24 protein-coding genes and 4 tRNA genes are annotated in these 25,120 nt (G+C 67.7%); 20 read left to right on the forward strand and 8 right to left on the reverse strand.

The window, feature by feature from the left end; genetic code table 11:
• Positions 1-12 precede the first annotated feature (12 nt).
• Entirely contained in the window at positions 13-717 is a 705-nt protein-coding gene (locus ABH933_RS42110; protein WP_429428198.1) for a demethylmenaquinone methyltransferase, read from the reverse strand.
• A gap of 90 nt (positions 718-807) precedes the next feature.
• On the opposite strand from ABH933_RS42110, the gene ABH933_RS42115 reads away from it, so the two are divergent.
• Positions 808-3,978: a BTAD domain-containing putative transcriptional regulator gene (locus ABH933_RS42115; RefSeq protein WP_429428199.1), complete on the forward strand. Its 3,171-nt coding sequence runs from the start codon at positions 808-810 to the stop codon at positions 3,976-3,978.
• A gap of 237 nt (positions 3,979-4,215) precedes the next feature.
• On the opposite strand, the gene ABH933_RS42120 is transcribed toward ABH933_RS42115, so the two are convergent.
• The 3 genes from ABH933_RS42120 to ABH933_RS42130 all read right to left on the reverse strand — a co-directional run bounded on the left by ABH933_RS42120 (position 4,216) and on the right by ABH933_RS42130 (position 7,563).
• Entirely contained in the window at positions 4,216-5,625 is a 1,410-nt protein-coding gene (locus ABH933_RS42120; RefSeq protein ID WP_429428201.1) for a serine hydrolase domain-containing protein, read from the reverse strand.
• A gap of 207 nt (positions 5,626-5,832) precedes the next feature.
• On the reverse strand, positions 5,833-6,972 hold the full coding sequence (locus tag ABH933_RS42125; RefSeq protein ID WP_429428203.1) for a glycosyltransferase family 4 protein: 1,140 nt from the start codon (positions 6,970-6,972) through the stop codon (positions 5,833-5,835).
• A gap of 114 nt (positions 6,973-7,086) precedes the next feature.
• Positions 7,087-7,563, reverse strand: a complete 477-nt coding sequence (locus ABH933_RS42130; protein ID WP_429428205.1) for a DUF3592 domain-containing protein — start codon at positions 7,561-7,563, stop codon at positions 7,087-7,089.
• Between the two features lie 39 nt (positions 7,564-7,602).
• Between ABH933_RS42130 and ABH933_RS42135 the strand changes: the two genes are divergently transcribed.
• Positions 7,603-8,109, forward strand: a complete 507-nt coding sequence (locus ABH933_RS42135; protein WP_429428207.1) for a DUF2505 domain-containing protein — start codon at positions 7,603-7,605, stop codon at positions 8,107-8,109.
• Positions 8,110-8,187: 78 nt separating this feature from the next.
• On the opposite strand, the gene ABH933_RS42140 is transcribed toward ABH933_RS42135, so the two are convergent.
• The 3 genes from ABH933_RS42140 to ABH933_RS42150 all read right to left on the reverse strand — a co-directional run bounded on the left by ABH933_RS42140 (position 8,188) and on the right by ABH933_RS42150 (position 10,656).
• Entirely contained in the window at positions 8,188-8,637 is a 450-nt protein-coding gene (locus ABH933_RS42140) for a VOC family protein (RefSeq protein ID WP_215915665.1), read from the reverse strand.
• 54 nt (positions 8,638-8,691) lie between these two features.
• The gene (locus ABH933_RS42145) at positions 8,692-9,132 is read right to left on the reverse strand and encodes a helix-turn-helix transcriptional regulator (RefSeq protein ID WP_429428211.1); all 441 of its coding nucleotides are present in this window, start codon (positions 9,130-9,132) and stop codon (positions 8,692-8,694) included.
• Positions 9,133-9,318: 186 nt separating this feature from the next.
• On the reverse strand, positions 9,319-10,656 hold the full coding sequence (locus ABH933_RS42150; protein WP_429428213.1) for a geranylgeranyl reductase family protein: 1,338 nt from the start codon (positions 10,654-10,656) through the stop codon (positions 9,319-9,321).
• 388 nt (positions 10,657-11,044) lie between these two features.
• On the opposite strand from ABH933_RS42150, the gene ABH933_RS42155 reads away from it, so the two are divergent.
• A complete protein-coding gene (locus ABH933_RS42155) occupies positions 11,045-12,061 on the forward strand; it encodes a polyprenyl synthetase family protein (protein WP_429428215.1) in 1,017 nt (338 codons plus the stop codon).
• Positions 12,062-12,320: 259 nt separating this feature from the next.
• Positions 12,321-13,199, forward strand: a complete 879-nt coding sequence (gene htpX, locus ABH933_RS42160) for a zinc metalloprotease HtpX (protein ID WP_429428217.1) — start codon at positions 12,321-12,323, stop codon at positions 13,197-13,199.
• Between the two features lie 184 nt (positions 13,200-13,383).
• Here the strand turns inward: htpX and ABH933_RS42165 are convergent, their stop codons facing one another.
• Positions 13,384-13,875: a YajQ family cyclic di-GMP-binding protein gene (locus ABH933_RS42165; RefSeq protein ID WP_429428219.1), complete on the reverse strand. Its 492-nt coding sequence runs from the start codon at positions 13,873-13,875 to the stop codon at positions 13,384-13,386.
• A 172-nt stretch (positions 13,876-14,047) separates the two neighbouring features.
• Between ABH933_RS42165 and ABH933_RS42170 the strand changes: the two genes are divergently transcribed.
• From ABH933_RS42170 to ABH933_RS42245, 16 genes are all read left to right on the forward strand, one after another.
• Positions 14,048-14,128 (forward strand) — tRNA-Tyr (locus ABH933_RS42170).
• A 352-nt stretch (positions 14,129-14,480) separates the two neighbouring features.
• A tRNA-Thr gene (locus ABH933_RS42175) sits at positions 14,481-14,553 on the forward strand.
• Between the two features lie 67 nt (positions 14,554-14,620).
• Positions 14,621-14,693: transfer RNA gene (locus ABH933_RS42180), tRNA-Met, on the forward strand.
• A 45-nt stretch (positions 14,694-14,738) separates the two neighbouring features.
• Positions 14,739-14,909, forward strand: coding sequence for a 50S ribosomal protein L33 (rpmG, locus tag ABH933_RS42185; protein WP_011211653.1), 171 nt, complete (start codon positions 14,739-14,741; stop codon positions 14,907-14,909).
• A 274-nt stretch (positions 14,910-15,183) separates the two neighbouring features.
• Positions 15,184-16,179, forward strand: coding sequence for a fused (3R)-hydroxyacyl-ACP dehydratase subunits HadA/HadB (locus tag ABH933_RS42190; protein ID WP_429428310.1), 996 nt, complete (start codon positions 15,184-15,186; stop codon positions 16,177-16,179).
• A gap of 208 nt (positions 16,180-16,387) precedes the next feature.
• Positions 16,388-16,460: transfer RNA gene (locus ABH933_RS42195), tRNA-Trp, on the forward strand.
• Between the two features lie 72 nt (positions 16,461-16,532).
• The gene (gene secE, locus ABH933_RS42200) at positions 16,533-16,904 is read left to right on the forward strand and encodes a preprotein translocase subunit SecE (RefSeq protein ID WP_429428222.1); all 372 of its coding nucleotides are present in this window, start codon (positions 16,533-16,535) and stop codon (positions 16,902-16,904) included.
• 76 nt (positions 16,905-16,980) lie between these two features.
• A complete protein-coding gene (gene nusG / locus ABH933_RS42205) occupies positions 16,981-17,760 on the forward strand; it encodes a transcription termination/antitermination protein NusG (protein ID WP_429428313.1) in 780 nt (259 codons plus the stop codon).
• A gap of 155 nt (positions 17,761-17,915) precedes the next feature.
• Positions 17,916-18,350: a 50S ribosomal protein L11 gene (rplK, locus tag ABH933_RS42210; protein WP_429428224.1), complete on the forward strand. Its 435-nt coding sequence runs from the start codon at positions 17,916-17,918 to the stop codon at positions 18,348-18,350.
• A 72-nt stretch (positions 18,351-18,422) separates the two neighbouring features.
• On the forward strand, positions 18,423-19,136 hold the full coding sequence (rplA, locus tag ABH933_RS42215; protein ID WP_429428226.1) for a 50S ribosomal protein L1: 714 nt from the start codon (positions 18,423-18,425) through the stop codon (positions 19,134-19,136).
• Positions 19,137-19,579: 443 nt separating this feature from the next.
• On the forward strand, positions 19,580-20,143 hold the full coding sequence (gene rplJ / locus ABH933_RS42220; RefSeq protein WP_429428228.1) for a 50S ribosomal protein L10: 564 nt from the start codon (positions 19,580-19,582) through the stop codon (positions 20,141-20,143).
• Positions 20,144-20,204: 61 nt separating this feature from the next.
• The gene (gene rplL, locus ABH933_RS42225; RefSeq protein ID WP_215915676.1) at positions 20,205-20,585 is read left to right on the forward strand and encodes a 50S ribosomal protein L7/L12; all 381 of its coding nucleotides are present in this window, start codon (positions 20,205-20,207) and stop codon (positions 20,583-20,585) included.
• A gap of 361 nt (positions 20,586-20,946) precedes the next feature.
• Entirely contained in the window at positions 20,947-22,023 is a 1,077-nt protein-coding gene (locus ABH933_RS42230) for an ABC transporter ATP-binding protein (protein ID WP_429428230.1), read from the forward strand.
• Positions 22,024-22,110: 87 nt separating this feature from the next.
• Positions 22,111-22,827 (forward strand): MlaE family ABC transporter permease, encoded by a 717-nt coding sequence (locus tag ABH933_RS42235; RefSeq protein ID WP_245400498.1) that lies wholly within the window; start codon positions 22,111-22,113, stop codon positions 22,825-22,827.
• A gap of 2 nt (positions 22,828-22,829) precedes the next feature.
• On the forward strand, positions 22,830-23,687 hold the full coding sequence (locus tag ABH933_RS42240; protein ID WP_429428232.1) for an MlaE family ABC transporter permease: 858 nt from the start codon (positions 22,830-22,832) through the stop codon (positions 23,685-23,687).
• Positions 23,688-23,763: 76 nt separating this feature from the next.
• Positions 23,764-25,116, forward strand: coding sequence for an MCE family protein (locus ABH933_RS42245; RefSeq protein WP_429428234.1), 1,353 nt, complete (start codon positions 23,764-23,766; stop codon positions 25,114-25,116).
• Positions 25,117-25,120: the final 4 nt, after the last annotated feature.

Consider the following 25,120-nt stretch of genomic DNA (forward strand, 5'->3'; position numbering starts at 1 on the left):
CGCGCGAGCGTGCTAGTCGAGCTTGTAGCCCCGGTGTAGCGCGACGACGCCGCCGGTCAGATTCCGCCACTTCACCGCGGACCAGCCCGCGTCCGCGACCCGCAGCGCCAGCTGCGGCTGGTTGGGCCAGGCGCGGACGGACTCGGCCAGATAGACGTAGGCGTCCGGATTGCTGCTGACCGCGCGCGCCACCCGCGGCAGCGCCCGCATCAGGTACTCCATGTACAGGGTGCGGAACGGCCCGAAGACCGGCGTGGAGAACTCCGCCACCACCAGCCGCCCGCCCGGCTTGGTCACCCGATACAGCTCCCGCAGCGCCAGATCGGGATCGGAAATGTTGCGCAGCCCATAGGAAATGGTCACCGCGTCGAAGGAGTCGTCGGCGAAGGGCAGCGCCATGCCGTCCGCGGCGACCATCGGCACCCGGCGGAACCGCCCCTCGCTCAGCATGCCGCGGGAGAAGTCCGCGGCCACGCACCAGGCGCCGGACTTGGCGAACTCCAGGGTCGACACCCCCGTCCCGGCCGCCAGATCGAGCACCCGCTCGCCCGGCCGCAGCGCCAGCGCCTTGCGGGTGGCCCACCGCCAGTACCTGTCCTGCCCGCCGGAGATCACGGTGTTGGTCAGGTCGTACCGCTTAGCGACCCCGTCGAACATCGACGCGACCTCCTGCGGCTGCTTGTCCAACGAGGCCCGAAACGACTCTGTCTTCGCCACGCCTGCACATTAGCGCGCACCCGGTGCCGGGTAGCGCCGGGTGGGAGGGGCCGGTGGCGCGCGGGTGCCGGGTCCGGGAGGATTCCTCTGGTGCAGGTGAGTGTGCTGGGGCCGGTGCGGGTCCGTTCCGAGGACGGGACGGTCGTGGATATCGGAGGCGTGCGGCTGCGGATGCTGCTGGCGCGGCTCGCGCTGGAACATCGGCGCGCGGTCTCGGTGGATTCGCTGATCGACGGTCTGTGGGGCGAGGATCCACCCGCGGAGGCTCCCGGCGCGCTGCAGGCGCTCGTCTCGCGACTGCGGCGGGCGCTGGGTGCGGTGGGGGCCGTCGAACGGGTCGGCGGGGGATACCGGCTCGGGGCGGGCCCCGAAGACACGGGCGGCGCCGTCGAGCTCGATGCCGAGCGCTTCGAGGACCTGGTCCGCCGGGGCCGCCGCGAGCTGGCCGCGGATGACCATGCCGCCGCGGCGGCGAATCTCGATGCCGCACTGCGGTTGTGGCAGGGCCCGGCGCTGGCAGATGTGCGCGAGGCGCCGTTCGCGCGCGACGCCGCCACCCGGCTGGACGAGCTGCGCGCGGCGGCGGCCGCGGACCGCTTCGATGCCGAACTGCGCCTGGGCCACCACGACGAGGTGCTGCCGGATCTCGAGGCGGCCGCGGCCGAGCAGCCGTTGAGCGAGCGCCTGGCGGCCCTGCGGATGCGTGCGCTGGCCGCGGCCGGGCGTCAGGCCGACGCCCTGGAGGCCTACGAGGCGATCCGCGCCCGGCTCGGCGACGAGCTGGGCATCGATCCCTCGGCCGAGCTGCGCGAGACCCATATGGCGCTGCTGCGCGGCGAATTCGAGCGCCCGCGGGCCCGCGTCGAGCCGCCCGCCCGCAGGCTCCCGGCGCAGCGGACCAGCTTCGTCGGCCGATCGGACGAATTGCGCCGTCTGGCAACGCAGCTGGCGGACTCGCGGCTGGTGACGATCGTAGGGCCCGGCGGTGCCGGGAAGACGCGCCTGTCCCTGGAGGCGATCTCCCGATCCGGCCACGACCGGGTCTGGTTCGTGCCGCTCGCCGGGGTGAGCGCGCCCGAGCAGCTGACCGACGCCGTCGCGGGCGCGCTGCACAGCCTGTCCGGCGCACCGGCGGGCGCGGCCGACCCGATCGACCGGCTGGCCGGGCTCTTGGACGTCGGGGCGGCAATTCTGTTGCTGGACAACTGCGAACACCTGATCCAGCCGGTCGCCGAGCTGGCCGAGGAACTGCTCGACCGGCTGCCGCTGTTGCGGATCCTCGCGACCAGCCGCGAGCCGTTGGCCATCGGCGGCGAGGTGCTGTGCCACCTGGGTCCGCTCGAGGTGCCGGCGGACACCGCGGATCTCGCGCAGGCGGCGCAGAACCCTGCGGTGCGGCTGTTCCTCGACCGGGCCGCGGCCGTACGCCCGGACTTCGTCCTGGATGCGCGCACCCTGGCTCCCGTCGCAGAGATCTGCCGCCAGCTCGACGGCATACCGCTGGCCCTCGAGCTCGCCGCGGCGCGGCTGCGGGGGATGAGTGTCGAGCAGATCGCCCAGCGGCTCGGCGATCGATTCCGGCTGCTCACGTCCGGTAGCCGCACCGCGCTGCCGCGGCAGCGCACGCTCGAGGCGCTGGTCGAATGGAGCTGGGACCTGCTCACCGAGCCCGAGGCCACGCTGGCCCGCCGCCTCTCGGCCTTTCCGGGCGGGGCGAATCTCGAGGCGCTGGAGGCGATCTGCGCCGACGACTCGCTGCCCGCCGACGATATCCTCGATCTCGCCGGCACCCTGGTCGAGAAGTCCCTCGTGCGGTCCACCGGCGGCGAGTCGCCCCGGTACGGGATGCTGGAGACGATCCGTGCCTATGCGGCCGACCGGCTCGAACGGTCCGGCGACGAGCTGTCGGATCGATTTGCCGCACACTACCTTTCGGTGGCACAACGCTACGAGCCGAAGCTGCGCGCCGGCGAACAGCTCGGCGCCATAGCGGTATTCGACGCCGAGCACGAGAACATGGTTGCCGCCCTGCGGGCGCAGTCGGTCGCACAGGATCCGGCACTGCTGTCCCGGTTCGTCGGCGCGATGTTCTGGTACTGGGGAATTCGCGGTATGAGCGGCCAGTTCGAGACCTTCGTCGATGCCGCTCTGGCGGCGGGCGACGCACTGCCCGAGGGCGACCGCAACGCGCTGCGTGTGGTCCGGCTGATGGCCGGCAGCCCCGTCGTCGAATCCGATTCGGCCCGGACGCTGCTGGAGGACTGCCTGTCCGGGCGAGCTCAGGAATTCCATCCCGTCGTGCCGGTGTGGGTACTGCTGCTGGCGTTTCGCACCGGCAATTCCGATCTGGCGCAGGCCCAGGTCGAGCGCGCCCTGAGCCTGCCCGATCCCTGGGCGCGGGCCAGCGTATATCTGATGCAGGATTTCGCGCTCACCGAGGACGGCGAACAGCCGGTCGGCGCGCACGCGCGGCAGGAGGCATTGCGCGAGTTCGGGATCGTGGGCGATCGCTGGGGCCTGCGCATGGCCCTGCTCGCGATCGGCGTGGACCACTCGCTCGAGGGCGACCATGCCAACGCCACAGCGGTATTCGAGCGCGCGGCGCGCGTGGCGGCCGAACTCGGCACCGAGGACGACATCACCGAGGCCCGCACCGCGGTCGTGCACGAGCGGATGCGCGCTGGCGAGAACGACCGCGCTGCAGCCGATATCGAGGACATCCGGGGGCAGGCGGCCGAGCGCGGAATGCCCCGGTTGGGGGCGGGCGTGCTGCTGAGCCTGACCGAATTACACCGCCGCCGAGGCGATTTCCCCGGGGCCGAGGAGGCCCTCGACCTGCTGACGACGCAGGTCCGGCGGCTGCCCTACCCCGAGCCGATCGGCATGGACCTGATTGCCGCGGCCCGCATGACGATCCGCCTGGCGCAGCGCGACGCTCCCGGTGCCCGCGAACTCCTGCCGCTCGCGGCCCGCGGCGCCTTCGCCCAGGGCCACGCCGCGACACTAGCGGAAACCGCCGAGCACATAGCCGAATTGCATGCGCTGGAAGTGGATCCGGAGGGTGCGGCCGCCGCCCTCGGCATGAGCGAGGTAATCCGCGGCCGCTTCGACGACGGTGAGCCGATCCTGCGCACCCTGATCGCCACACTGAGAGGACAACTCGGCGACGCGGACTACCTTGCCGCCTACGGTCGCGGGCGAGATCTTCCCCGAGCCGAGGCCTTGCGCCGACTGGCCGAAATAGCGGGCCAGCCCGCATAATTCGGTGTCCCACGCATCCTCGCGCGGCCGCCGATCTTTCGCCCCGCCGGGCCGCGTTCTGTCGTGAGCGATCTGCCACGGGCCGAGGCCCTGCGCGGTCTGGCTGAATCGACCGGTCACCCCTCGTTATTCGCTGTCCGTCACACGGGATAACAAGCGGTCGACCCAATGCAATGCACCGGCTGTCCGAGATCTCGGACAGCCGGTGCAGTGTGCGAATTAAATTGTGGGGGTGAATCAATCGGCGATCCGGGTGAAGATGCGGCCCGCGAGGTCGACGCCCTTGATCGCGCCCGACTCGGCGCGGCTGAAGAAGCCGCGCTGGCCGACGAATGCCCCGCTGGTGATGATGTAGTTCTCGCCCTCGCCCGGCAGCAGGCCGAACTCGAAGGCCGGGTAGTCCGCCGGGATCTCCTTCTCCGACGCGGCGCGGATCTCGGGCTTGAGCGTGACCTTCAGCAGCAGGCCGGACTCGCCGACGGTGATGTCCAGGTCCATCACGTCGACCTCGTAATGCCCGACGTACTGCTGATCGGATTCCGCGTCGTAGGGCAGCGGCTCGGGATCGCGGTCGATCACGCCCAGGTAGTGCTCGAGCGCCCAGCGGATGATGGCCTGGTCGCAGGCGATGCTGTCCGGGCCGTTGGACATCACGGCGATCGCGAAGTTGCGCTCGGGCACCAGCAGCAGGTCCGCGAACTGGCCGTTGGTCGAGCCGCCGTGTGCGACGGTGCGGACCGGGCCGCCGCCGTCGGTGGCGGGGATGTCGCGCAGGAACCAGCACAGGCCGAATCCGTCGCCGAGTGAGCTGCCGACGAGCTCGACGGTCTGCTGCTTCATCAGCTCCAGCTCTTTCGCGGGCAGTGCCTGCACGCCGTCGTCGTTGCGCCCGTTGCGCAGATGCATACGCCCCCAGCGCAGGAGATCGGTGGCGGTGGAGGCGATGTCGCCGCCCGGGTTGTTGCCGCGGGTGTCCTTCCACTGCCGGGCCACGACCAGCTCGCCCTCCTGCTCACCCGGGTTGTGCCCCACGGCGAAGCGCCGGCTGATGACGTGATCGAGCGAGTAGAAGGTCTGCCGCAGGCCGGCGGGCTCCAGCGCGAGGGTGCGCACGGCCTCCTCGAAGGTCAGCCCGGTTACCTTCTCCACGACCCGGCCGAGCAGGTTGTACGCGGCCTGGCTGTAGGAGGCGCGCTCGCCGACCGGCGCGATCTGCTCCAGCTCCGGCATCCGGGCCACGAATCCGGCTAGCGCGTCGTCGCCGTCGCCGGTCTCCACGACCAGCCGGACACCCAGCCCGGAGGTGTGGTTGAGCAGGTTCTTCACCGTCATCGTCGCGGCGGCCTGCGCATCGGCAAGCACCAGCTCGGGCACGTAGCGGCGCACCGGCGCGTCCAGGTCGATCTTGCCCTGCGCGACCAGGTGCATCACGGTGGTCGAGGTGAACGTCTTGGCGATCGAGCCCAGGCAGAACAGCGTGTTCTCGGTGACCGGCAGCGGGTTCTCGATGCTGGTCACGCCGTGCGCGGCGAAGATCTCCCGGCCGTCGGCCCAGATGCCGACCGATACGCCGGGAATGTTGTATTCGGTGGCGGTGCGGGCGACGAAGTCGGAGAGTGCGGCGTCGGTGTGGGCGGTGTTCGACATGGTCTTTGCCTTCCAAGTTCCTGCACGGTCCGGGGGTTTCCGGTTCCTCGTGCATCCGGTATGGCAATGACTTTGTCGGGCGCCGCTGACAGCTCACCGACAGTTCACCGACAGCCCGCCCGCGAGATTGTCGGCGACTGCCGGTACACGGAAAAGCCTTGGTCAGGCGACTATTACCCGGGCGGACCGCACGGCGACGGCATCACCTCAGGCGGTGCGGGAGATCTGCCCCGAGCTCCCGATGACGTCCGCGTAGTGCCCCATCAGCTCGGTGCAGATGGCGGGCCAGGTCCGGTGCTGGACCGATTTGCGTGCGGCGGCGGCGAATTTGGACCGATGCGCCGGATCCTGCAGGGAGGCAACGGCACTGGGCAGCAGTTCGCTGAAGCGATCCACCGGCAGCAGATATCCGTTGCGGCAGTGCGAGATCAGATCGCGCGGACCGCCCGCGGCGGGGCCGATCACCGGCACCCCGCTGGCCAGGGCCTCCTGCACACCCTGACAGAACGTCTCGTGCTCCCCGGCGTGCACCATCACATCGAGGCTGGCATACGCCCGGGCCAGGTCCTGGCCGCCCAGTTCGCCGGTGAAGACGGCCGAGGGCATCAGCCGGGCCAGCGCGTCGCGCTGCGGACCGTCACCCACGATGACCAGCTGCACATCCGGGTCGGCATCCAGCACCGCGAGCCGCTCCACGTGCTTCTCCGGCGCCAACCGGCCGACGAAGCCGACCACCAGCTTGCGCTCCGCCGACCAGTCCGCGTGCAGCTCCGCATCTCGCGCCGCGGGGTCGAAGCGGGCCAGATCCACCCCGCGCGCCCACCGGTGCACCCGGGGAATCCCGTGCCGCGCAAGATCTTCCACGGCCGCCGAGGAGGGTGCCAGGGTGCGCGCCGCGCGCTCGTGAATCTTGCGGGTCCAGGCCCATGCCGCGCGCCGCGCGGGACCCAGGCCGTAGCTCTGTGCGAAGCCGGCGACATCGGTCTGGTACACCGCCACCGCGGGCAGATCCAGCCGCAGCGCCGCGGCCATGCCGCCCGCCCCCAGCAGGAACGGCGAGGCCAGGTGGACGACGTCGGCATCGAATCGCTCGATCGCGGCGGTGATGCCCGGCTGCGGCAGCCCGACCGGCAGTGAGCTGATCTTGGGCACCATCACCGCCGGCACCCGCAGCACCGGAAAGCGGCCATGGATGCGGGGGGCCGACGGCTGACCGCGCGGGGTGTCGGGGGCAATGATCAGCGCGTCGTGACCGTGCCGGTCCAGATGCCCCAGCACCTGCAGCACGGAGTTCACGACGCCGTTCATATTCGGGAGAAACGACTCCGAGACGATCGCTACGCGCACACTTCGAGTGTGATCAACGCGCGGCGCGAGGCCGTCACGCACACATGACATGGATACGAAGTTCGAGCGAACATTTCCGTTCGCTGCTGCTCCCCACCGGCTCGGTGGGTGAACTCAGGCCGATTGCGGGGTCTTGTCCGCCGTGCGCGGCCCGCGCAGGCGCATGCGGCGTAGCAACCACAGGATCGGCAGCGCGACCGCCCACACCACCACGATCACCGACAGCGCCGGGACGATCGCGACCCGCGCATCGCGCCCGGCCACCCGTACCAGATCCGGATCGGCGCGCTGATACTCGACGTTGATGTGCTCGCCCACCGTCAGCCTGGTCGGATACAGGATGCCGAGGCGAGGGTTGTGCGTCACGCCGTCGGGGGTGACGAAGGTCACTGCGGAGCGCAGCCGCCCGGCCGAGAGCACCTCGGCGCTGGTCGCACCCATATCCGAATTGATCGTCATATCGTCGCGCCAGGCCGCCAGCACCAGCAGCACCGCCAGCACACTCAGCGCCGTCGCGGTGACGAGGACACCGATCCGGGTCCGCCGCAGGCGGATCGAACGCCGGTGGTCAGACTGGCTGGCTTCCGACATCGCTTCAGGCTATTGCATCGGTCCGATAGCGTTGCGTCCATGTCCCGAAAATTCAGCTTCACCGTGTCTTACAGTGTCCCGGTCGAGGAGCTCCACCGGGCGTTCACCAACGACGAGCTGTGGCAGTCGCGCTTCTCCGGCGCGCAGACCGCCACCCTGGACCTGACCCATCCCGCCGGTCCCGGCACCATCCGCATTCACATGAGCGAAAAGGCAAGGCCGGAAAAGATTCCCGCGCTCGTGCGCAAGGTCCTCAAGAACGATCTGGTGCTCGAGCGCACCGACGACTGGGGCCCGCTCGAGGGTGACGTGGCCCGGGGTGAATTCACCGGGTCCTCCCAGGGCATCACCAGCGCCATGTCGGGCACCTACGAAATGCGTTCGACCGCGGAGGGTTCGCAGATCGAGGTGGCCGGCACCGTCTCGGTCAAGGTGCCGCTGGTGGGCGGGGCCATCGAAACGATAGCCGAGCAACTGCAGCATCGGGTGGTCGAGAGCGAGCGCAAGTTCATCGAGAAGTGGCTGGCCGCCAAGGCCGAGGCCTAGCCCGAATCCGACGAATGCCTTGCGCGTGAGCCGAATTCGCGGCTCGCGCGCAAGGTCTCGCCGCCGTGCCGCGGGGCGCTATTGCGCGCCCGGACCGAAATCGCCCCCCTCGTACGGCTTCTGCTGGACCAGGACCAGCCAGTTCCCGGAATTGTCCCGCATGATCGCCTCCACCCCGTAGGGCCGATCCGACGGTGGCTGCACGAATTCCACGCCCTTGGCGGTGAGCTCCTCGTAGCTCTTGCGGCAGTCGTCGGTCTGCAGCCCCAGCGCCCCGTGCGTGCCATTGGCCAGCGAGCGGCGAATCGCCTCGGCCAGTGTCTCGTCGAGCGGCGGCCCGGGCACCATGAGGGTGATATTCAGCTCCATGTGGTCCGGATGGGCGACCGTCACCCAGCGGAATCCGTTCTCGCCCATGGTGACATCGGCCGTCTCGACGAAGCCCAGCTTCTCGACGTACCAGTTCTTGGACTCGGTCTGATCGGTCACGAACACGGTGACCAGGGAGATGTTTGTGATTGTCGTCATGTGACAAGGCTATGAGACCGAGGTCCGGACGCGCTTCTCCGAAATTGCGGGAAATCAGAGGCGATCGGACAGTCCGTGCATGAACACGTAGCAGCCGGGGATGTGCGGCGCCCCCTCGGCAACGAACTTCGCCTGATACGCCGACGGCGACATGCCGACCAGCTCGGTGAACTTGCGGCTGAACGACCCCAGGCTCGTGTACCCGACCAGCATGCACGCCTCGGTGACCGTGACGTTGGTCGCCCGCAGCAGGTCCTGCGCCCGCTCGATGCGGCGCTCGGCCAGGTACAGCGCCGGTGTCTTGCCGTAGGTCGCCGCGAAGCACCGCAGGAAGTGATACTTCGACACCCCTGCTTCCGCTGCGAGCCCGTCCAGGTCGAGGGGCTCGGAGTAATGACGATCGGCCAGGTCCTTGGCCCGCCTCAGGTGCGGAAGCAGGTTCTCGGGAACCTGCGTCCGCTCGCGCCGCGACCCTCCTCCGGTGCGTTTACTCACCAGGGTGCCTGGCCTGCGTTCGGCGTTGGCCCGAGTGAGTGCCCGGCTCGGTCCCGTGGTCGGCGCATCGCCCGGGGCGCATCGGCGACGACCGTGCGATGCGGCCCGGCCCGGCTGCTCCGGCCGGTCTGCGCGCGGCCGTGACGGTGCTACATCGACTGTCGGGGGCTCGGCGGGGCGCGTTCATCAGCTGAACGGCACGAGTTCGTCGAATCGCATCGAGGTCCTGCCCGCCGCGCGCCACAGGCGGGCGGTGAGATCCTCGTCCTCCTCGGTGACCAGATTCCCCATAACGCGAACGGCGGTGTGCTGCAACAGCTTCGAGCGCATCATCGGCGGCCCGCCGGTCGGCACCATGCGCGGGTGGGTGGCCATACCGGCGATCCGGCGGGCGACGGAGAAGGTGCGGCCGTAGCGGGCCCGCAGCAGATCCGGCCACAGCGTCGTCAGATCCGGCTCGTCGAGCAGTGCGGCGAGCAGATGCCCGCCCTCGAGGCCGTAGTCGATGCCCTCGCCGTTGAGCGGGTTCACGCAGCCCGCGGCGTCGCCCACCAGCGCCCAGTTGCGCCCGGCCACATTCGAGACCGCGCCGCCCATCGGCAGCAGCGCCGAGGCCACCGCGCGGGCCGAACCCTGGAACTGCCATTCCGCGCTTCGCTGCGAAATGTAATGTTGCAGCAGCGGTTTCAGTGAGATGTGCGAGGGCCGCGCCTCGGTGGCCAGGGAGCCGACGCCGATGTTCACCTCGCCATTGCCGAGCGGGAACACCCAGCCGTACCCGGGCACCAGCGTGCCCTCGGCATCGCGCAGCTCCAGATGCGAGGTGATCCATTCGTCGTCGCTGCGCGCCGAGGTCATGTAAGCCCGGGCGGCGACGCCGTACGCGTAACGCCGATGCCAGGTGCGGCCCAGTAGCTTTCCGACCGGCGAGCGCACGCCGTCGGCGACGATCAGTGTGCGGCAGGTGATCTCGTGCACACCGTCGCCGGTCTTCACGCTCACCCCGGTGACCCGGTCTCCGTCGCGGGCCACGTCCACCACGCGCGTTCCCTCGGCCATCCGCGCGCCCCACTTCACGGCCGTCTCGCGCAGCTTGTCATCGAGTTCCATGCGCGGCACCGCGCTTCCGTACGCCGGGAACGACCCGCCCGGCCACGGCAGCAGCGCTTCGCGGCCGAACCCGGCCATCCGCAGCCCGCGATTGACCGTGTGCGCTCGCAGCCACTCGCCCAGGCCGAGATGCTCCATCTCCGCGGTGGCGCGCGGGGTCAGCCCGTCGCCGCAGGTCTTGTCGCGCGGGAAGACCGCGGCATCGGTGAGCAGCACATCGCGCCCGGACTTGGCTGCCCACGCGGCAGCCGCCGAACCCGCGGGGCCCGCGCCCACGATCAGCACGTCCGCATGTGCCGGGGGGCGCCGGGCGCCGCGCCCGGGTGCGTCCGGGGACGCGGCGGCATCGCTCGGCGCCTCGCGAACGTCGCCGGCGTGCTCGGGCGGGAGCGGTGAGGCGTCGGGTGAACCCATGCGCTCAATACTGGCAGTCCCGTTCGGACGGTGTCGACGCGGCGGGCACGGCCGCCCATCGCGGCGCTCGGTCCCGATGTGGTTCGGCGCGTCGCCGGGCCGCCGGCGCGGCGACCTCTCGGGCCGCGGTGCGGCGGGGCCGGGCCGCGGCCCCGCCGCCCTTGCGAGACGGTCGATTCGGCGGCCGTGGCCACGATCGCGCCGCGGGTTCGGGGCTGCTCGGGTGCGGCGCCCCGGGGTGCGGACGGGTGCTGCGCCGACCTGCTCCGACACGTGCTCGAGTGTCTGATTCGTCCCACAATGGCGATGTTGTGACGGTGTTCATGGGAGCCGGAGACCCGACAGGCTAGGTTCTTGGGGTGTGGGGACAGACGCGGCAGTGGGAGAGATGATGACGGCTAGGGACGAGAGCACGGTGGTTGCCGGGGTCGACCTCGGTGAACCCGAGCTCGCTTCGACCGTGCGCAACGGCCTGGCCGAGGTCGAGAAGCTACTGATCGCCGAACTGTCCGACGGGGAGGAATTTCTTCAGGAGGCGGCGCTGCACCTCGCGCGCGCCGGCGGTAAGCGGTTCCGGCCGCTGTTCACCATCCTCACCGGGCAGTTGGGCCCGCGCCCGGCCGATCCCGATCTGATCACCGCGGGCACCGTCATCGAGCTCGTCCACCTCGCCACGCTGTACCACGACGACGTGATGGACGAGGCGCCGATGCGCCGCGGCGCGGTGAGCGTGAACTCGCGCTGGGGCAACAGCGTCGCCATTCTGTCCGGCGACTACCTGTTCGCGCACGCCTCCCGGCTGGTGTCCACCCTGGGCCCGGACGCGGTGCGGATCATTGCCGAGACCTTCGCCGAGCTCGTCACCGGGCAGATGCGAGAGACGCTGGGCGCCAAGCAATCCCAGGATCCCGTCGAGCACTACCTGCGGGTGGTGTGGGAGAAGACCGGATCGCTGATCGCGGCCTCGGGCCGGTTCGGCGGCACGTTCTCCGGCGGCGATCGCGACCACGTGGAGCGGCTGGCTCGCCTCGGCGACGCGGTCGGCACGGCCTTCCAGATCTCCGACGACATCATCGATATCTCCTCGGCGTCCGAGCAGTCCGGCAAGACCCCGGGCACCGATCTGCGCGAGGGCGTGCACACCCTGCCGGTGCTGTACGCGCTGCGCGACGAGGGCGCCGAGGGCGACCGCCTGCGCAAGCTCCTGGCGCATCCACTCGAGTCCGACGACGAGGTCACCGAGGCCCTGGATCTGCTCTCGCGCTCGCGCGGCATGGTGCTGGCCAAGGAGAAGCTGCAGGGCTATGCGGACATCGCGCACGCCGAACTCTCGGCCCTGCCGCCCGGCCCAGCGAACGAGGCCCTCGAGCGCCTGGTGCGATACACCATCGAACGCGTCGGATAGGTTCGCCGCCGACTCGAATCTCGCTGCACTCTCCTGCGCGATGCCACCGTGACAACTGATTTCCTGTGCACATGGGTAACTTGCCGGGGACGGGCCCACCTGAAGCGGGCCCTCATCCGCCGGCCCGACGAGCAAGTCTCCGGGCAAGCAGCGGCACGCTGAAGTCCCGGAGAGGCGGAACAGCGGAACCTTTTCCGCTGCTTCCTACGTTGACCTGGTGTAATAGTCGAACGGGGCGTGGAGAGGCGGTCGGGGACAGATGCACGGTGGGTACGCGAACGGCCTGAAGACCTTCGGGCTCATGGTCGGCATGTCGGCGCTGATCGTGCTGATCGGCGCGCTGTTCCGCAACCCGGCGATCCTGGTCGTCGCTATCGTGCTGGCCGTCGGCATGAACGCCTACGCCTATTTCAGCAGCGATCGGCTCGCCTTGAAGGCCATGCACGCCCAGCCGGTGTCCGAGCTCGAGGCGCCGGTGATCTACCGGATCGTGCGTGAGCTGGCCACTGCCGCGCGCCAGCCGATGCCCCGGCTCTACATCAGCCCGACCGCGGCGCCGAACGCCTTCGCCACCGGCCGCAACCCGCGCCACGCCGCGGTCTGCTGCACCAGCGGCATCCTGCAGATCCTGGACGAGCGCGAGCTGCGCGCGGTGCTGGGGCACGAGCTGTCGCACGTGTACAACCGCGACATCCTGATCTCCTCGGTGGCCGGAGCGCTGGCCGCGGTGATCTCCGGCCTGGCCAATCTGGCCTTCTTCGCGGGCATGTTCGGCGGCGGCAGCGATCGCGACGAGGGCCCGAATATCATTGGCGTGCTGCTGGTTTCGCTGCTCGGTCCGATCGCGGCCTCGCTGATCAAGCTGGCCGTCTCGCGCTCGCGGGAGTACCAGGCCGACCAGGACGGCGCCGCGCTCACCGGCGACCCGCTGGCCCTGGCCTCGGCGCTGCGCAAGCTCGAGCGCGGCGTGGCCGCGGCCCCGCTGCCACCGGAGCCGCAGCTGACCGCGCAGTCGCACCTGATGATCGCCAACCCGTTCCGGGCCGGTGACCGCATGGCCCGCTGGTTCTCCACCCACCCGCCGATGGCGGACCGCATCGCCCGCCTGGAGGCCATGGCGGGCGGCCCGCGGCGCTAGCGGTAGTTCACAGCCCGCCTCCCCGCGACTTCAGCGTGCTCCCCCGCCTCCCCGGAACTTCAGCGTGCCGCTGCTTGCCCGGAGACTTGCTCGTCGGGCCGGCGGATGAGGGCCCGCTTCAGGTGGGCCCGTCCCCGGCAAGTTACCCATGTGCACAGGAAATCAGTTGTCGCCTGGGTATCTCTCAGCGGTAGTTCACGAACTGCAGGGCAATGTCGAGGTCACTGTTCTTGAGCAGTGCGATTACTGCTTGCAGGTCGTCGCGCTTCTTGCTGCTCACGCGCAGTTCCTCGCCCTGGATCTGGGCCTTGACGCCCTTGGGGCCCTCGTCGCGGATCTTCTTGGAGATCTTCTTCGCGTTCTCGGTGGAGATGCCCTGCACCAGTGAACCTGTGATCTTGTACACCTTGCCCGAGGCCTGCGGGTCGCCCGCGTCGAAGGCCTTCAGGGAGATGTCGCGGCGGATGAGCTTCTCCTTGAACACATCCAACGCGGCCTTGACCCGGTCTTCGGACTCGGCGGACAGCACGATCTTCTCCTCGCCCGACCATTCGATGCTCGCGCCGGTGCCGCGGAAGTCGTAGCGGGTCGTCAGCTCCTTGGCTGCCTGGTTGAGGGCATTGTCGACCTCCTGGTGATCAACCTTGCTGACGACATCGAATGAGGAATCGGCCACACTGTGCTCCTGTCTCGCTGGGGTTCGCCTCGACGCTACTGGCGTCTGCGGGTGCGGCGCTACCGCCTTCTTCGCTGCCGCCGGAGGTCCGACGCTACCCCTGTCACCTGCCGGTTTGCATTCAAGGGGTCCCCTCGTTGTATTCTGCTCTGCGCGCTGATCAAGCGTGTTTGGCGGATTGCCCGAGCGGCCAAAGGGAGCTGACTGTAAATCAGCCGCGCAAGCTTCGGAGGTTCGAATCCTTCATCCGCCACCTCACTCCCTCAGGGGAACCCTGTGCGCCGACAGCGCGCACAGGGTTCGGGAGCGATTTTGTGGGGGCACGGCCCCCACACCCCCACGCCGGAGGGGCTTCGCCCCCGGACCCCCCCATCTGAGGTGTGCACCCTCACATCGGCGAACCCCGCGGTAATCGGTCCGCGGGGTTCTTCCATTTGCATCCCCTGTGGTCTCGGTGACGGACCTCTGTTTGCGGTCAGCGATTGCGATCGAGGAAACCGGGCTTGACCTCACGGTTTGGTGAGATCGGGGTGTAGTGTGTAACCTCGTTCAAGGCTTCGGCGCCCCGGGTGCGAGCGATCGCAATCAGGAGCGCATGTAGTCATGCCCCCTTAGCTCAGTCGGCAGAGCGTTTCCATGGTAAGGAAAAGGTCAACGGTTCGATTCCGTTAGGGGGCTCGCCGGATTGCCGGTGGTGGCCGACGGCATCTCATAGGGCCCCGGCACCATCGCAAGCCGACCCTATGGCGGTGTAGCTCAGTCGGTAGAGCAAACGACTCATAATCGTTGTGTCGCCGGTTCAAGTCCGGCCATCGCTACAAAGACCGAAACCTCCGTCAGGTTGACCCGAAAGAAGGCATATCGTGGCCGCGAAGTCCACTGATGTCCGGCCAAAGATCACCTTGGCCTGCGAGCAGTGCAAGCACCGTAACTACATCACCAAGAAGAACCGGCGTAACGACCCGGATCGCCTGGAGCTGAAGAAGTTCTGCCCGAACTGCGGCACCCACCGGGCCCACCGCGAATCTCGCTAGTACTCCACGCGTGCTGCTGCCGCGCGCGACGTCACTGACGGACCGGGAGGGAAGCTTGCGTTACCGCCGGGTCCCCGAGTACGTCGCTGTCAGAATCAGCCTTCACTGCCGGAGCAGGGTTTAACCCGCTCCGGCATTTGGCGTCTCACCCGGCAGTCAGCGCTCCGGCCGATCCCGGTAGCGGGGTCAGATAGGGACAGCTTTCGTGACAATCTCCGAAATCGAAACCGTTGCACCGGCGCAGGGTTCCGATCCGGCCGCCCATGCGCTGGCTATGGTCGGGCACCACTACCGCGTCGACGACTACTACGAGGTCGGCCGCGAGAAGGTGCGCGAGTACGCGCGCGCCGTGCAGGACTACCACCCGGCGCACTGGGACGAGGATGTCGCGGCCGAATTCGGCTACGACGGGCTGCTGGCCCCGGTGACCTTCATCTCCCTGGTCGGAATTCTGGCCCAGCGCAAGCTGTTCGAGCAGGTCGTCACGGGTTACGACCTGAGTCAGATCATGCAGACCGACCAGATCCTGGAATTCCACCGCCCGATCCGGGTCGGCGATCAGCTGATCTGCGATGTGTACCTGCACTCATTCCGGCAGGCCTTCGGCGGCGACATCATCGTCACCAAGAACATCGTCACCTCGCGCGACGAGCTGGTCCTGACCACCTACACCACCCTGGTCGGGCGCAGCGGCGGAGATATCGACCCGAACATCGACAAGGCCGTGCGCAACGTCCTGATGCACGGCATCGGCGAGGAGGCGCCCGGAACCCATCCGCGCACCACGCCGCCAGGCTCCGAGCCGCCCATGCCGGTCGCCACCGTCCCCAGGATCGCGCCGAGCAGGCGCGCGCTGCGCTTCGAGGACGTCGTGCTGGGCGCCGAGCTGCCGGCCCGTCTCGTGCGCCTCACGCGCGGCGATCTGGTGAACTACGCCGGTGTGTCCGGCGACGCGAACCCGATCCACTGGAGCGACGAGATGGTCAAGCTCGCCGATCTGGACAACGTCGTCGCGCACGGCATGCTCACCATGGGCCTGGGCGGCGGCTTCGTGACCTCGTGGCTGGGCGATCCGGGCGCGATCAAGGAGTACAACGTCCGGTTCACCAGCCCGGTCTACGTGTCCCCGGACAAGCCGGCCGAGGTCGAGTACACCGGCAAGGTCAAGTCGGTCGACCCCGAGACCCGCACCGCCGTCGTCGCGATCACCGCGCGGTTCGAGGGCAAGAAGATCTTCGGGCGGGCCACCGCAACCGTTCAGCTGGCGTAGGTGCTGCCCAGGGGCCGGATTGGCGGTGCGCGGGGGCGTACCGTACACTCGGGACTCTGGGGTCACCAGCCGCTGCGCGCTGCTCTGAAAGGGGCTGGTTCCGGGCGACTTTCGCCGGAGCTGGCAAACCGCAGGGGCGGCGCGCGTGTTGTGTGGTCACCCGGGTACAACTGAATAGCACGGTGCTGGAAAGTACAGATCCAGCCGAAGGGGCGTAGCTCAATTGGCAGAGCAGCGGTCTCCAAAACCGCAGGTTGCAGGTTCAAGTCCTGTCGCCCCTGCACCCGTAGCGACCGCTTGCAGGTCGCTCGAAAGTGCAAGCATGCCAGCGACGAAGCGTAGAGAGGATCGACGTGTCCGATGACGATGACACCGCCGCGGTGAGTCGTCCGAGCGGCAAGCGGTCGTCTCGGCGGGCTCGTACCGCATCGTCGGATCACGAGAACGGCTCGGTCGCCACGATCGAGCGGGATCGTTCCCGTGATGCCGTGGCATCGCGGAAGTCCGGCAAGAAGAACGCCGCGAAGGGTAAGGGCAATCCGCTCAAGCGCCTGGTGAAGTTCCTGAAAGAGGTCATCCAGGAGCTGCGCAAGGTCATTTGGCCCAACCGCAAGCAGATGGTCACCTATACGACTGTGGTCTTGGTGTTCGTGATCTTCACGGTCGCGTTCATCGCAGGGTTGGATCTGGCGTTCATCAAGGGTGTCAGCTGGCTGTTCGGCTAGCTGACGCCTCGGCGCCGGGCGGTAACCGCCGACCACGCAGAGGAAGTTAGTGACGACACAGGAAGCGAGTGCCCCAGTGAGCACCCCGGAGAACGGCACAACCGAGGAATTCCCGGTCGAGGACGTGGCGGAGGAGTTCGCCGCGGCCGACGTCGAGGAGTCCGAGGATGCGGCGCCGATCGCGGAGCCCGCGCCGCAGGAGGCACCCGCCGCGTCCGACGACGAGGAGATCGATCCGGTCGCCGCGATGAAGTCGGCGCTGCGCCGCGCGCCAGGCGACTGGTACGTCATCCACTCGTACGCCGGTTACGAGAACAAGGTGAAGGCCAACCTCGAGACCCGCGTGCAGAACCTCGGACTCGAGGACTACATCTTCCAGGTCGAGGTCCCGACCGAGCAGGTCACCGAGATCAAGAACGGCCAGCGCAAGAACGTGCAGCGCAAGGTGCTGCCGGGCTACATCCTGGTCCGCATGGATCTGAACGACGAGTCGTGGGGCGCGGTGCGCAACACCCCGGGTGTCACCGGATTCGTCGGCGCCACCTCGCGACCCTCGCCGCTGTCCATCGACGACGTGGTGAAGTTCCTGGTCCCCGCCGACCAGCAGCAGAAGAAGCCCGCAGCAGCCGTCGCCGGCGCCGCCGCGGAGACCGCCACCGAAACTCTGATCAAGCCGACCATCGAGGTCGACTTCGAGGTCGGCGAGTCGGTGACCGTGATGGACGGCCCGTTCGCCACGCTGCCGGCCAGCATCTCCGAGGTCAACGCCGAGCAGCAGAAGCTCAAGGTGCTGGTCTCGATCTTCGGCCGTGAGACCCCGGTCGAGCTCGCGTTCACTCAGGTCGCGAAGATTTAGGGCGGTCGGGGGCGATTTACGGCCCCCGACGTCGCTCGACTACACTTGCTGGGTTGCGCCTCGGCCGACCGTATTTCTCGTGCGGTCGATAATGCCGGGGCGCGGTCCGGAAAAGGCTTACGGGAATCCGTAAGAAACCTAACCAAGGAAGAAAGATGCCCCCCAAGAAGAAGAAGGTCGCTGGGCTCATCAAGCTCCAGATCCAGGCCGGTGCCGCCAACCCGGCTCCGCCGGTTGGTCCCGCGCTGGGTCAGCACGGCGTCAACATCATGGAGTTCTGCAAGGCGTATAACGCCGCGACCGAGTCGCAGCGCGGCAACGTCATCCCGGTCGAGATCACGGTCTACGAGGATCGCTCGTTCGACTTCAAGCTGAAGACCCCGCCCGCCGCCCGGCTGCTGCTCAAGGCCGCCGGTGTGCAGAAGGGTTCGGCCGAGCCGCACAAGACCAAGGTCGCCAAGGTCACCATGGATCAGATCCGGGAGATCGCCAAGACCAAGCAGGAAGATCTGAACGCCAAGGACATCGATCAGGCGGCGAAGATCATCGCGGGCACCGCTCGCTCGATGGGTATCACCGTCGCCGACTAAGAGCCTCCCGGCTCGGTGGGAGGGACGGCCAGTCCCGCTACCACTTCTGACTCCAGAACAGGACAGACAATCATGGCAAAACGAAGCAAGGCTTATCTCGAGGCGGCCGCCAAGGTCGACCAGTCGCAGCTGTACTCTCCGCTGGCCGCCGCGCGGCTGGCCAAGGAGACCGCCACCACGAAGACCGACGCCACCGTCGAGGTCGCCGTGCGCCTGGGTGTCGACCCGCGCAAGGCCGACCAGATGGTCCGCGGCACCGTCAACCTGCCCCACGGCACCGGTAAGACCGCCCGCGTCATCGTGTTCGCGGTCGGCGACAAGGCCGCCGAGGCCGAGGCCGCCGGTGCGGACGCCGTGGGCGCCGAGGATCTGATCGAGCGCATCCAGGGCGGCTGGCTGGACTTCGACGCCGCGATCGCCACCCCGGACCAGATGGCCAAGGTCGGCCGCATCGCCCGCGTGCTGGGCCCGCGTGGCCTGATGCCGAACCCGAAGACGGGCACGGTCACCCCCGATGTGACCAAGGCCGTCAACGAGATCAAGGGCGGCAAGATCAACTTCCGCGTCGACAAGCAGGCCAACCTGCACTTCGTGATCGGCAAGGCGTCCTTCGACGACGCCAAGCTGGTGGAGAACTACGGCGCCGCGCTCGAGGAGATCCTGCGCGTGAAGCCCTCCACCGCGAAGGGCCGCTACGTCAAGAAGGTCACGGTTTCGACGAACACCGGCCCGGGCATCCCGGTGGACCCGAACCGCACCCGCAACCTCACCGAAGAGGACGCGTAGCAGTAGGACCTCGCAGGGCCGGTACGAATTTCGTACCGGCCCTTCGTGTTTCACGCCGATCGCGGGGGTGGCCCGCCGGGGCGAGGAGTGCGATGCACCCCGTTTTGGCAGATGAGGGCACCTTCGGCTATCCTGGACGACGGTCGTTGGCTAGTTCAGCGATCACCCCCAATCGTTCTACCGAAGACCGTTGGTCGCTGTTCGCAGCTCGTGAGAGTTGCAGGCAGTCGAAGGTTCGGCGAATTTCGCTGGCGGCCCACGCAGGGAGAGCCGAGGTCGGGAAGCCGCGAGCCGCGAGGCTTGCGATGTTTCTTGTGCGCCCCGGAACGCTCTGCGTCCGGGGCGCTTCGCATTTCGCCCCCGCTCGGAAATCGGTAGCTGGGTCCCGGTCCGCCGGGACGACGACACCACTACAGAACCGACATCCAGAGAGGAGGCGAAGTATGGCAAAAACCTGGAAGATCGAGGCGGTCGAGGAGATCGCCGAGCAGTTCAAGGGCTCTACCGCCACCGTGGTCACGGAGTACCGTGGCCTGTCGGTCGGTAAGATCACCGAGCTGCGGCGGGCGCTGGGCGAGAACGCCACGTACTCCGTCGCCAAGAACACCCTGGTCAAGCGCGCGGCCGCCGAGGCGGGCGTCGAAGGCCTGGATGAGTTGTTCGTCGGGCCGACCGCCATCACCTTCATCCACGGTGAGCCGGTCGACGCCGCGAAGGCCCTGAAGACCTTCGCCAAGGACAACAAGGCGCTGATCATCAAGGGCGGCTACATGGACGGCGCCGCGCTGTCCGTGTCCGAGGTCGAGAAGATCGCCGACCTGGAGTCCCGCGAGGTGCTGCTGTCCAAGCTGGCCGGCGCCATGAAGGGCAACCTGTCCAAGGCCGCGAGCCTGTTCGCCGCGCCCGCCGGGCAGGTCGTGCGCCTGTTCGCCGCGCTCGAGGACAAGCAGCGTGCCGGTGCCCCGGCCGAGGCCGCCCCGGCCGATGCTCCGGCCGACGCCGAATAGCCAAACCCCCCCAACACTTTTCCCGCCTCGGCGGGGATGACCCCACTGAAAGGAAGCCATCATGGCCAACGTTGACGAGCTGCTCGAGACCATCGGCGGCATGACCCTGCTCGAGCTGTCGGACTTCGTCAAGAAGTTCGAGGAGAAGTTCGAGGTCACCGCCGCTGCGCCGGTCGCCGTGGCCGCCGTTGCCGGTGCCGCTGCCCCCGCCGAGGCCGCCGAGGAGCAGGACGAGTTCGACGTCGTCCTCGAGGGCGCCGGTGACAAGAAGATCCAGGTCATCAAGGTCGTGCGCGAGATCGTCTCCGGCCTGGGCCTGAAGGAGGCCAAGGACCTCGTCGAGAGCGCCCCGAAGCCGATCCTGGAGAAGGTCGCCAAGGATGCCGCCGAGGCCGCCAAGGCGAAGCTGGAAGAGGCCGGCGCCAAGGTCTCCGTCAAGTAAGACGGTTCGACACACGCGACACGGCCTGTCGCAAAAGCGGGCGGTTCCCCCTGGGGGAGCCGCCCGCTGTCGTGCTTTTAGAGGAATGCGGTGGCGCCGCGGCATGGGATTTCCCACGTCGGGGGCGAGATTAGAACGTGTTTCTGCTGGTCAACCCGCAGGTGCGACTTAAGAGGATCGCGATACTCCTTACTCGGCGGTAGCTAGGGATGGGATTGCACGTTTCCATGCGATACAGTGACCGCACCCAGTGCGACGCGTCACATCGCGCTGCGTTGTATCAGCCGCGAGCTGTATCGGATGCAGCCAGTTGGTGACACGGCGTTTGGGACGCTCGTTGCAAAGAAATGTGGAGGTTGGCGTGGGCGTCGAAGTCCGGACTGAGGGAGTCACGAAATCCTTCGGCTCTCAGCGAATTTGGCAGGATGTCACCCTGACTCTGCCCACAGGGGAAGTCAGTGCTCTGCTGGGCCCCTCCGGTACCGGTAAATCGGTCTTCCTGAAGTCGCTGATCGGACTGCTCCGTCCCGAGCGCGGGTCCATCTTCATCGACGGTACCGACATCACGACATGCTCCAACAAGGAGTTGTACGAGATTCGCAAGCTGTTCGGCGTGCTGTTCCAGGACGGCGCGCTGTTCGGGTCGATGAATCTGTTCGACAACACCGCGTTCCCGCTGCGCGAGCACACCAAGAAGAGCGAATCCGAGATCAAGAAGATCGTCATGGAGAAGCTCGAGCTGACCGGTCTGCTCGGCGCGGAAAACAAACTCCCCGGCGAGATCTCCGGTGGTATGCGCAAGCGCGCCGGCCTGGCCCGTGCGCTGGTGCTGGACCCGCAGATCATCCTCGTCGACGAGCCCGACTCGGGTCTGGATCCCGTTCGCACGACGTATCTGTCGCAGCTGTTGATCGACATCAACGCCCAGATCGACGCGACGATCCTGATCGTGACGCACAACATCAACCTTGCGCGCAGCGTGCCCGACAACATCGGCATGCTGTTCCGTCGCCAGCTGGTGATGTTCGGCCCGCGCGAGGTGCTGCTGACCTCCGAGGAGCCCGTGGTCAAGCAGTTCCTCAACGGCCGCATGGTCGGTCCGATCGGCATGTCCGAGGAGAAGGACGAGGCCCAGATGGCCCGCGAGCAGGCCCTGGCCGAGGCGGGTCACTACGACAACGGCACCGAGGAGATCGAGGGCATCATCCCGCAGATGAAGGCCACCCCCGGTATGCCGGTTCGCCAGGCGGTGGGGCGGCGGCGCCAGCGGGTCATGGAGATCCTGCACACGCTGCCGCACGCGGCCCAGGTCGCGATCCAGGAATCCATGGAGGAGAACGGCGATACACAAGTGCTGCCTGCCTATTCGGGGAACCCTCCGCAATACCCGGACAACGCGTACGACACCACCGTGCGCCACAACACAACTAACGGGTAACATACGCGCGTGAATCAAACCCTGACGCGGCTGCGCACCCCGGTCGAGTCGGGTTTTGCCCAGGCTGGACACATCTTTGCGCTTCTGATGAGTGTCGCGCGTAAGACCTTTGTCCGTCCGTTCCAGTGGCGCGAGTTCATCGAGCAGTCGTGGTTCATCGCGAGTGTGTCGATCCTGCCCTCCGCCCTGGTGGCAATCCCGTTCGGCGCCGTTGTGGCGTTGCAGACCGGTTCGTTGATCAAGCAGCTCGGCGCCGAGTCGTTCACCGGCGCAACGAGCGTCCTGGCGACCGTCCAGCAGGCCGCACCCGTCGTCACCGCGCTCATCATCGCCGGGGCCGCGGGTTCGGCCGTGGCGGCAGATCTGGGCTCCCGCACCATTCGCGAGGAAATCGACGCAATGGAGGTGCTGGGCATCGATCCCGTTCAGCGCCTGGTGGTTCCGCGAGTGCTCGGCATGATGCTCGTGGCCCTGTTGCTCAACGGGCTGGTGTCCGTTGTCGGAATCTGCGGTGGCTATTTCTTCAACGTGATGCTGCAGGGCGGCACGCCCGGCGCTTATCTGGCATCCTTCTCGGCGCTGGCCCAGCTGCCCGACCTGTGGATCGGTGAGATCAAGGCGTTGCTGTTCGGTCTGCTCGCGGGCGTTATCGCGGCATACAAAGGCTTGAATCCCAAGGGGGGACCGAAAGGAGTAGGTGAAGCGGTGAACCAATCCGTGGTTATCAGCTTCCTGGTGCTCTTCTTCGTCAATCTCGTACTGACGTTGGTGTACCTGCAGATCGTTCCCTCTAAGGGCTCTTGACCATGGTTGTTGCGCACCGATCCTCCAAGAACCTGCGCCGGATCGGCAGAGTAGTGCGGGGGCCTGTCGACGTCGTCGACCGCGCCGGCGATCAGATGTTGTTCTATTCCAAGGCGATCGCGTGGATTCCGCGCACCCTCGTGCACTACCGCAAGGAGGTCATGCGGCTGCTGGCCGAGGTGACCTTCGGCTCGGGCGCACTGGCGGTCATCGGCGGCACCATCGGCGTGGTCGTGATGATGTCGGCCTCGGTTGGCGTCGTGGTGGGCCTGCAGGGCTTCAAGGCCCTGGACTCCCTGGGATCCTCGGTCCTGACCGGATTCCTGACCGGATACATCAACACCCGGGAGCTGGCGCCGCTGGTCGCGGCGCTTGCGTTATCGGCGACCGTCGGATGTGGTTTCACCGCGCAGCTGGGTGCGATGCGAATCTCCGAGGAGATCGACGCACTCGAAGTGATGGCGGTGCCGGGCGTGCCCTTCCTGGTGACCACCCGCGTCATCGCGGGATTCGTGGCGGTGATCCCGCTCTACATCGTCGGCCTGCTCGGCACATTCCTCGCCTCGCGCCAGATCAGCGTGTGGTTCGAGGGGCAATCCACGGGCTCGTACGACCATTACTTCAGCCTGTTCCTGCCACCGCAGGATGTGCTGTATTCATTCCTCAAAGTGCTCGTCTTCGCATTCGTCATCATCCTGATTCACTGCTATTACGGGTTCAACGCCACCGGCGGACCCGCCGGCGTCGGTGTGGCGGTGGGCCGCGCGGTGCGCGCGTCCATCGTGCTGATCAACGTTCTCGATTTCTTTCTCAGCCTTGCTATCTGGGGAACGACTACTACCGTGCGAGTGGCGGGATGAGCGAGCGTAGCGAGCGAACAATGAACACGGCTGCCATTGCACTTATGCCGGAGCCGAGCGCCAGCGAGGCGGAGGCATGAGTGCAGCTGGGATTCAGTTCTGGCGGTCCACCGAAAAGCTGCGTGTGCGCACGCTCGGTGTGCTGTTCTTCGTGGTGATGGCGTTGTTCCTCGGCGGCACGGTCGCCATGTACAACAAGGCCTTCACCCCGGTGGTCAGGGTCGATCTGATTACCGATTCCGTCGGAAATGCGTTGACGCGCAACGCCGATGTGAAGGTGCGCGGCGTGACGGTCGGCGAGGTGCGCTCCAGCGCGTCGTCCGGCGACCAGGTCACCCTGCACCTGGCCATCGACCCGGGCAAGGCGACGGAGATTCCGTCCAACGTCACCGCGCGGCTGCTGCCCAAGACGCTGTTCGGCGAGCGCTACGTCGATCTGGTGTGGCCGCAGCAGCCCAGCGGGCACCTGGAGGCGGGGGCGACCCTGCACCAGGATTCCAGCGGTAACGCCATCGAGGTCAGCCAGCTGCTGGACAGCGTGATGCCGCTGCTGCAGGCCATTCCGCCGCAGTATCTGGCCTCCACGCTGGGTGCGCTGTCCCAGGCGCTCGGCGGGCAGGGCGAGGAGCTGGGCCACACGGTCGATCGCCTGGACACGATCTTCCACGGGCTCAACGGCGTGATGCCGACCCTGCAGGGCGACATCCACAACTTCGCCAAGGTGGCCGACACCTACTCCGACGCGCTGCCGCAGCTGGTCGACGCCTTCAACGACCTGCGCACGCTCAATGCCACGATCGTGCAGAAGCATTCGCAGATCGACACGCTGTACAAGACGCTGACCCCGACCTCGTCGCGCACGGCCGATTTCCTGGTGGCCAACCACGACAACATCATCGACGTCGCCGCGGACTCGCGCGGGGCGCTGGAGGACCTGGCGTACTATTCGCCGTCCTACGCCTGCGCCATCAAGAACTTCGCGACGATGAAGCCGCGCATCGACGCCATCTTCGGCAAGGGCACCGATACGCCCGGCTCGCGCGTGACCGTGCAGCTGGTCAACACCCGCGGCCGGTATCTGCCGAACCAGGACGAGCCGCGGTGGTTCGATACCCGTCCGCCGGTGTGCTTCCCGGAGTACCCGCTCGGTGTCGACACCGGTCAGTACCCGACCGGACCGGGCAACGACGGTTCCTACCAGGTGCCGTCCCGCAATCCGGGCCAGCAGAACATCGGCAAGCTGCCCCCGGCCCAGTTCTCGGTCTACGGTGCCGCCCACCCGGCCTCGCTGGCGGGCTCGCCGTCCGAGGAGCACGCGCTGGGCGCGATCTACGGTGCGGCGAACGGGGTTTCGCCGGATGCGGTGCCCTCCTGGGTGTCCCGGATCGGTGCCCCGGCGCTGCGCGGAAGTGAGGTGAGTGTGAAGTGACTGG

The sequence above is a fragment of the Nocardia sp. GP40 genome (genome assembly GCF_050434125.1).
Lineage (GTDB): Bacteria > Actinomycetota > Actinomycetes > Mycobacteriales > Mycobacteriaceae > Nocardia > Nocardia albiluteola.

What these genes read in the sequence shown, in the direction of transcription:
- ABH933_RS42120 (WP_429428201.1), bottom strand. Translation starts at nt 5,625, where the DNA reads ATGTCGAACACCGCCCACACCGACGCCGCACTCTCCGACTTCGTCGCC.
- ABH933_RS42130 (WP_429428205.1), bottom strand. Translation starts at nt 7,563, where the DNA reads ATGTCGGAAGCCAGCCAGTCTGACCACCGGCGTTCGATCCGCCTGCGG.
- ABH933_RS42135 (WP_429428207.1), top strand. Translation starts at nt 7,603, where the DNA reads ATGTCCCGAAAATTCAGCTTCACCGTGTCTTACAGTGTCCCGGTCGAG.
- ABH933_RS42140 (WP_215915665.1), bottom strand. Translation starts at nt 8,637, where the DNA reads ATGACGACAATCACAAACATCTCCCTGGTCACCGTGTTCGTGACCGAT.
- ABH933_RS42150 (WP_429428213.1), bottom strand. Translation starts at nt 10,656, where the DNA reads ATGGGTTCACCCGACGCCTCACCGCTCCCGCCCGAGCACGCCGGCGAC.
- ABH933_RS42155 (WP_429428215.1), top strand. Translation starts at nt 11,045, where the DNA reads ATGATGACGGCTAGGGACGAGAGCACGGTGGTTGCCGGGGTCGACCTC.
- htpX (WP_429428217.1), top strand. Translation starts at nt 12,321, where the DNA reads ATGCACGGTGGGTACGCGAACGGCCTGAAGACCTTCGGGCTCATGGTC.
- ABH933_RS42190 (WP_429428310.1), top strand. Translation starts at nt 15,184, where the DNA reads ATGGTCGGGCACCACTACCGCGTCGACGACTACTACGAGGTCGGCCGC.
- rplK (WP_429428224.1), top strand. Translation starts at nt 17,916, where the DNA reads ATGCCCCCCAAGAAGAAGAAGGTCGCTGGGCTCATCAAGCTCCAGATC.
- rplA (WP_429428226.1), top strand. Translation starts at nt 18,423, where the DNA reads ATGGCAAAACGAAGCAAGGCTTATCTCGAGGCGGCCGCCAAGGTCGAC.
- rplJ (WP_429428228.1), top strand. Translation starts at nt 19,580, where the DNA reads ATGGCAAAAACCTGGAAGATCGAGGCGGTCGAGGAGATCGCCGAGCAG.
- rplL (WP_215915676.1), top strand. Translation starts at nt 20,205, where the DNA reads ATGGCCAACGTTGACGAGCTGCTCGAGACCATCGGCGGCATGACCCTG.
- ABH933_RS42235 (WP_245400498.1), top strand. Translation starts at nt 22,111, where the DNA reads ATGAGTGTCGCGCGTAAGACCTTTGTCCGTCCGTTCCAGTGGCGCGAG.
- ABH933_RS42240 (WP_429428232.1), top strand. Translation starts at nt 22,830, where the DNA reads ATGGTTGTTGCGCACCGATCCTCCAAGAACCTGCGCCGGATCGGCAGA.
- ABH933_RS42245 (WP_429428234.1), top strand. Translation starts at nt 23,764, where the DNA reads ATGAGTGCAGCTGGGATTCAGTTCTGGCGGTCCACCGAAAAGCTGCGT.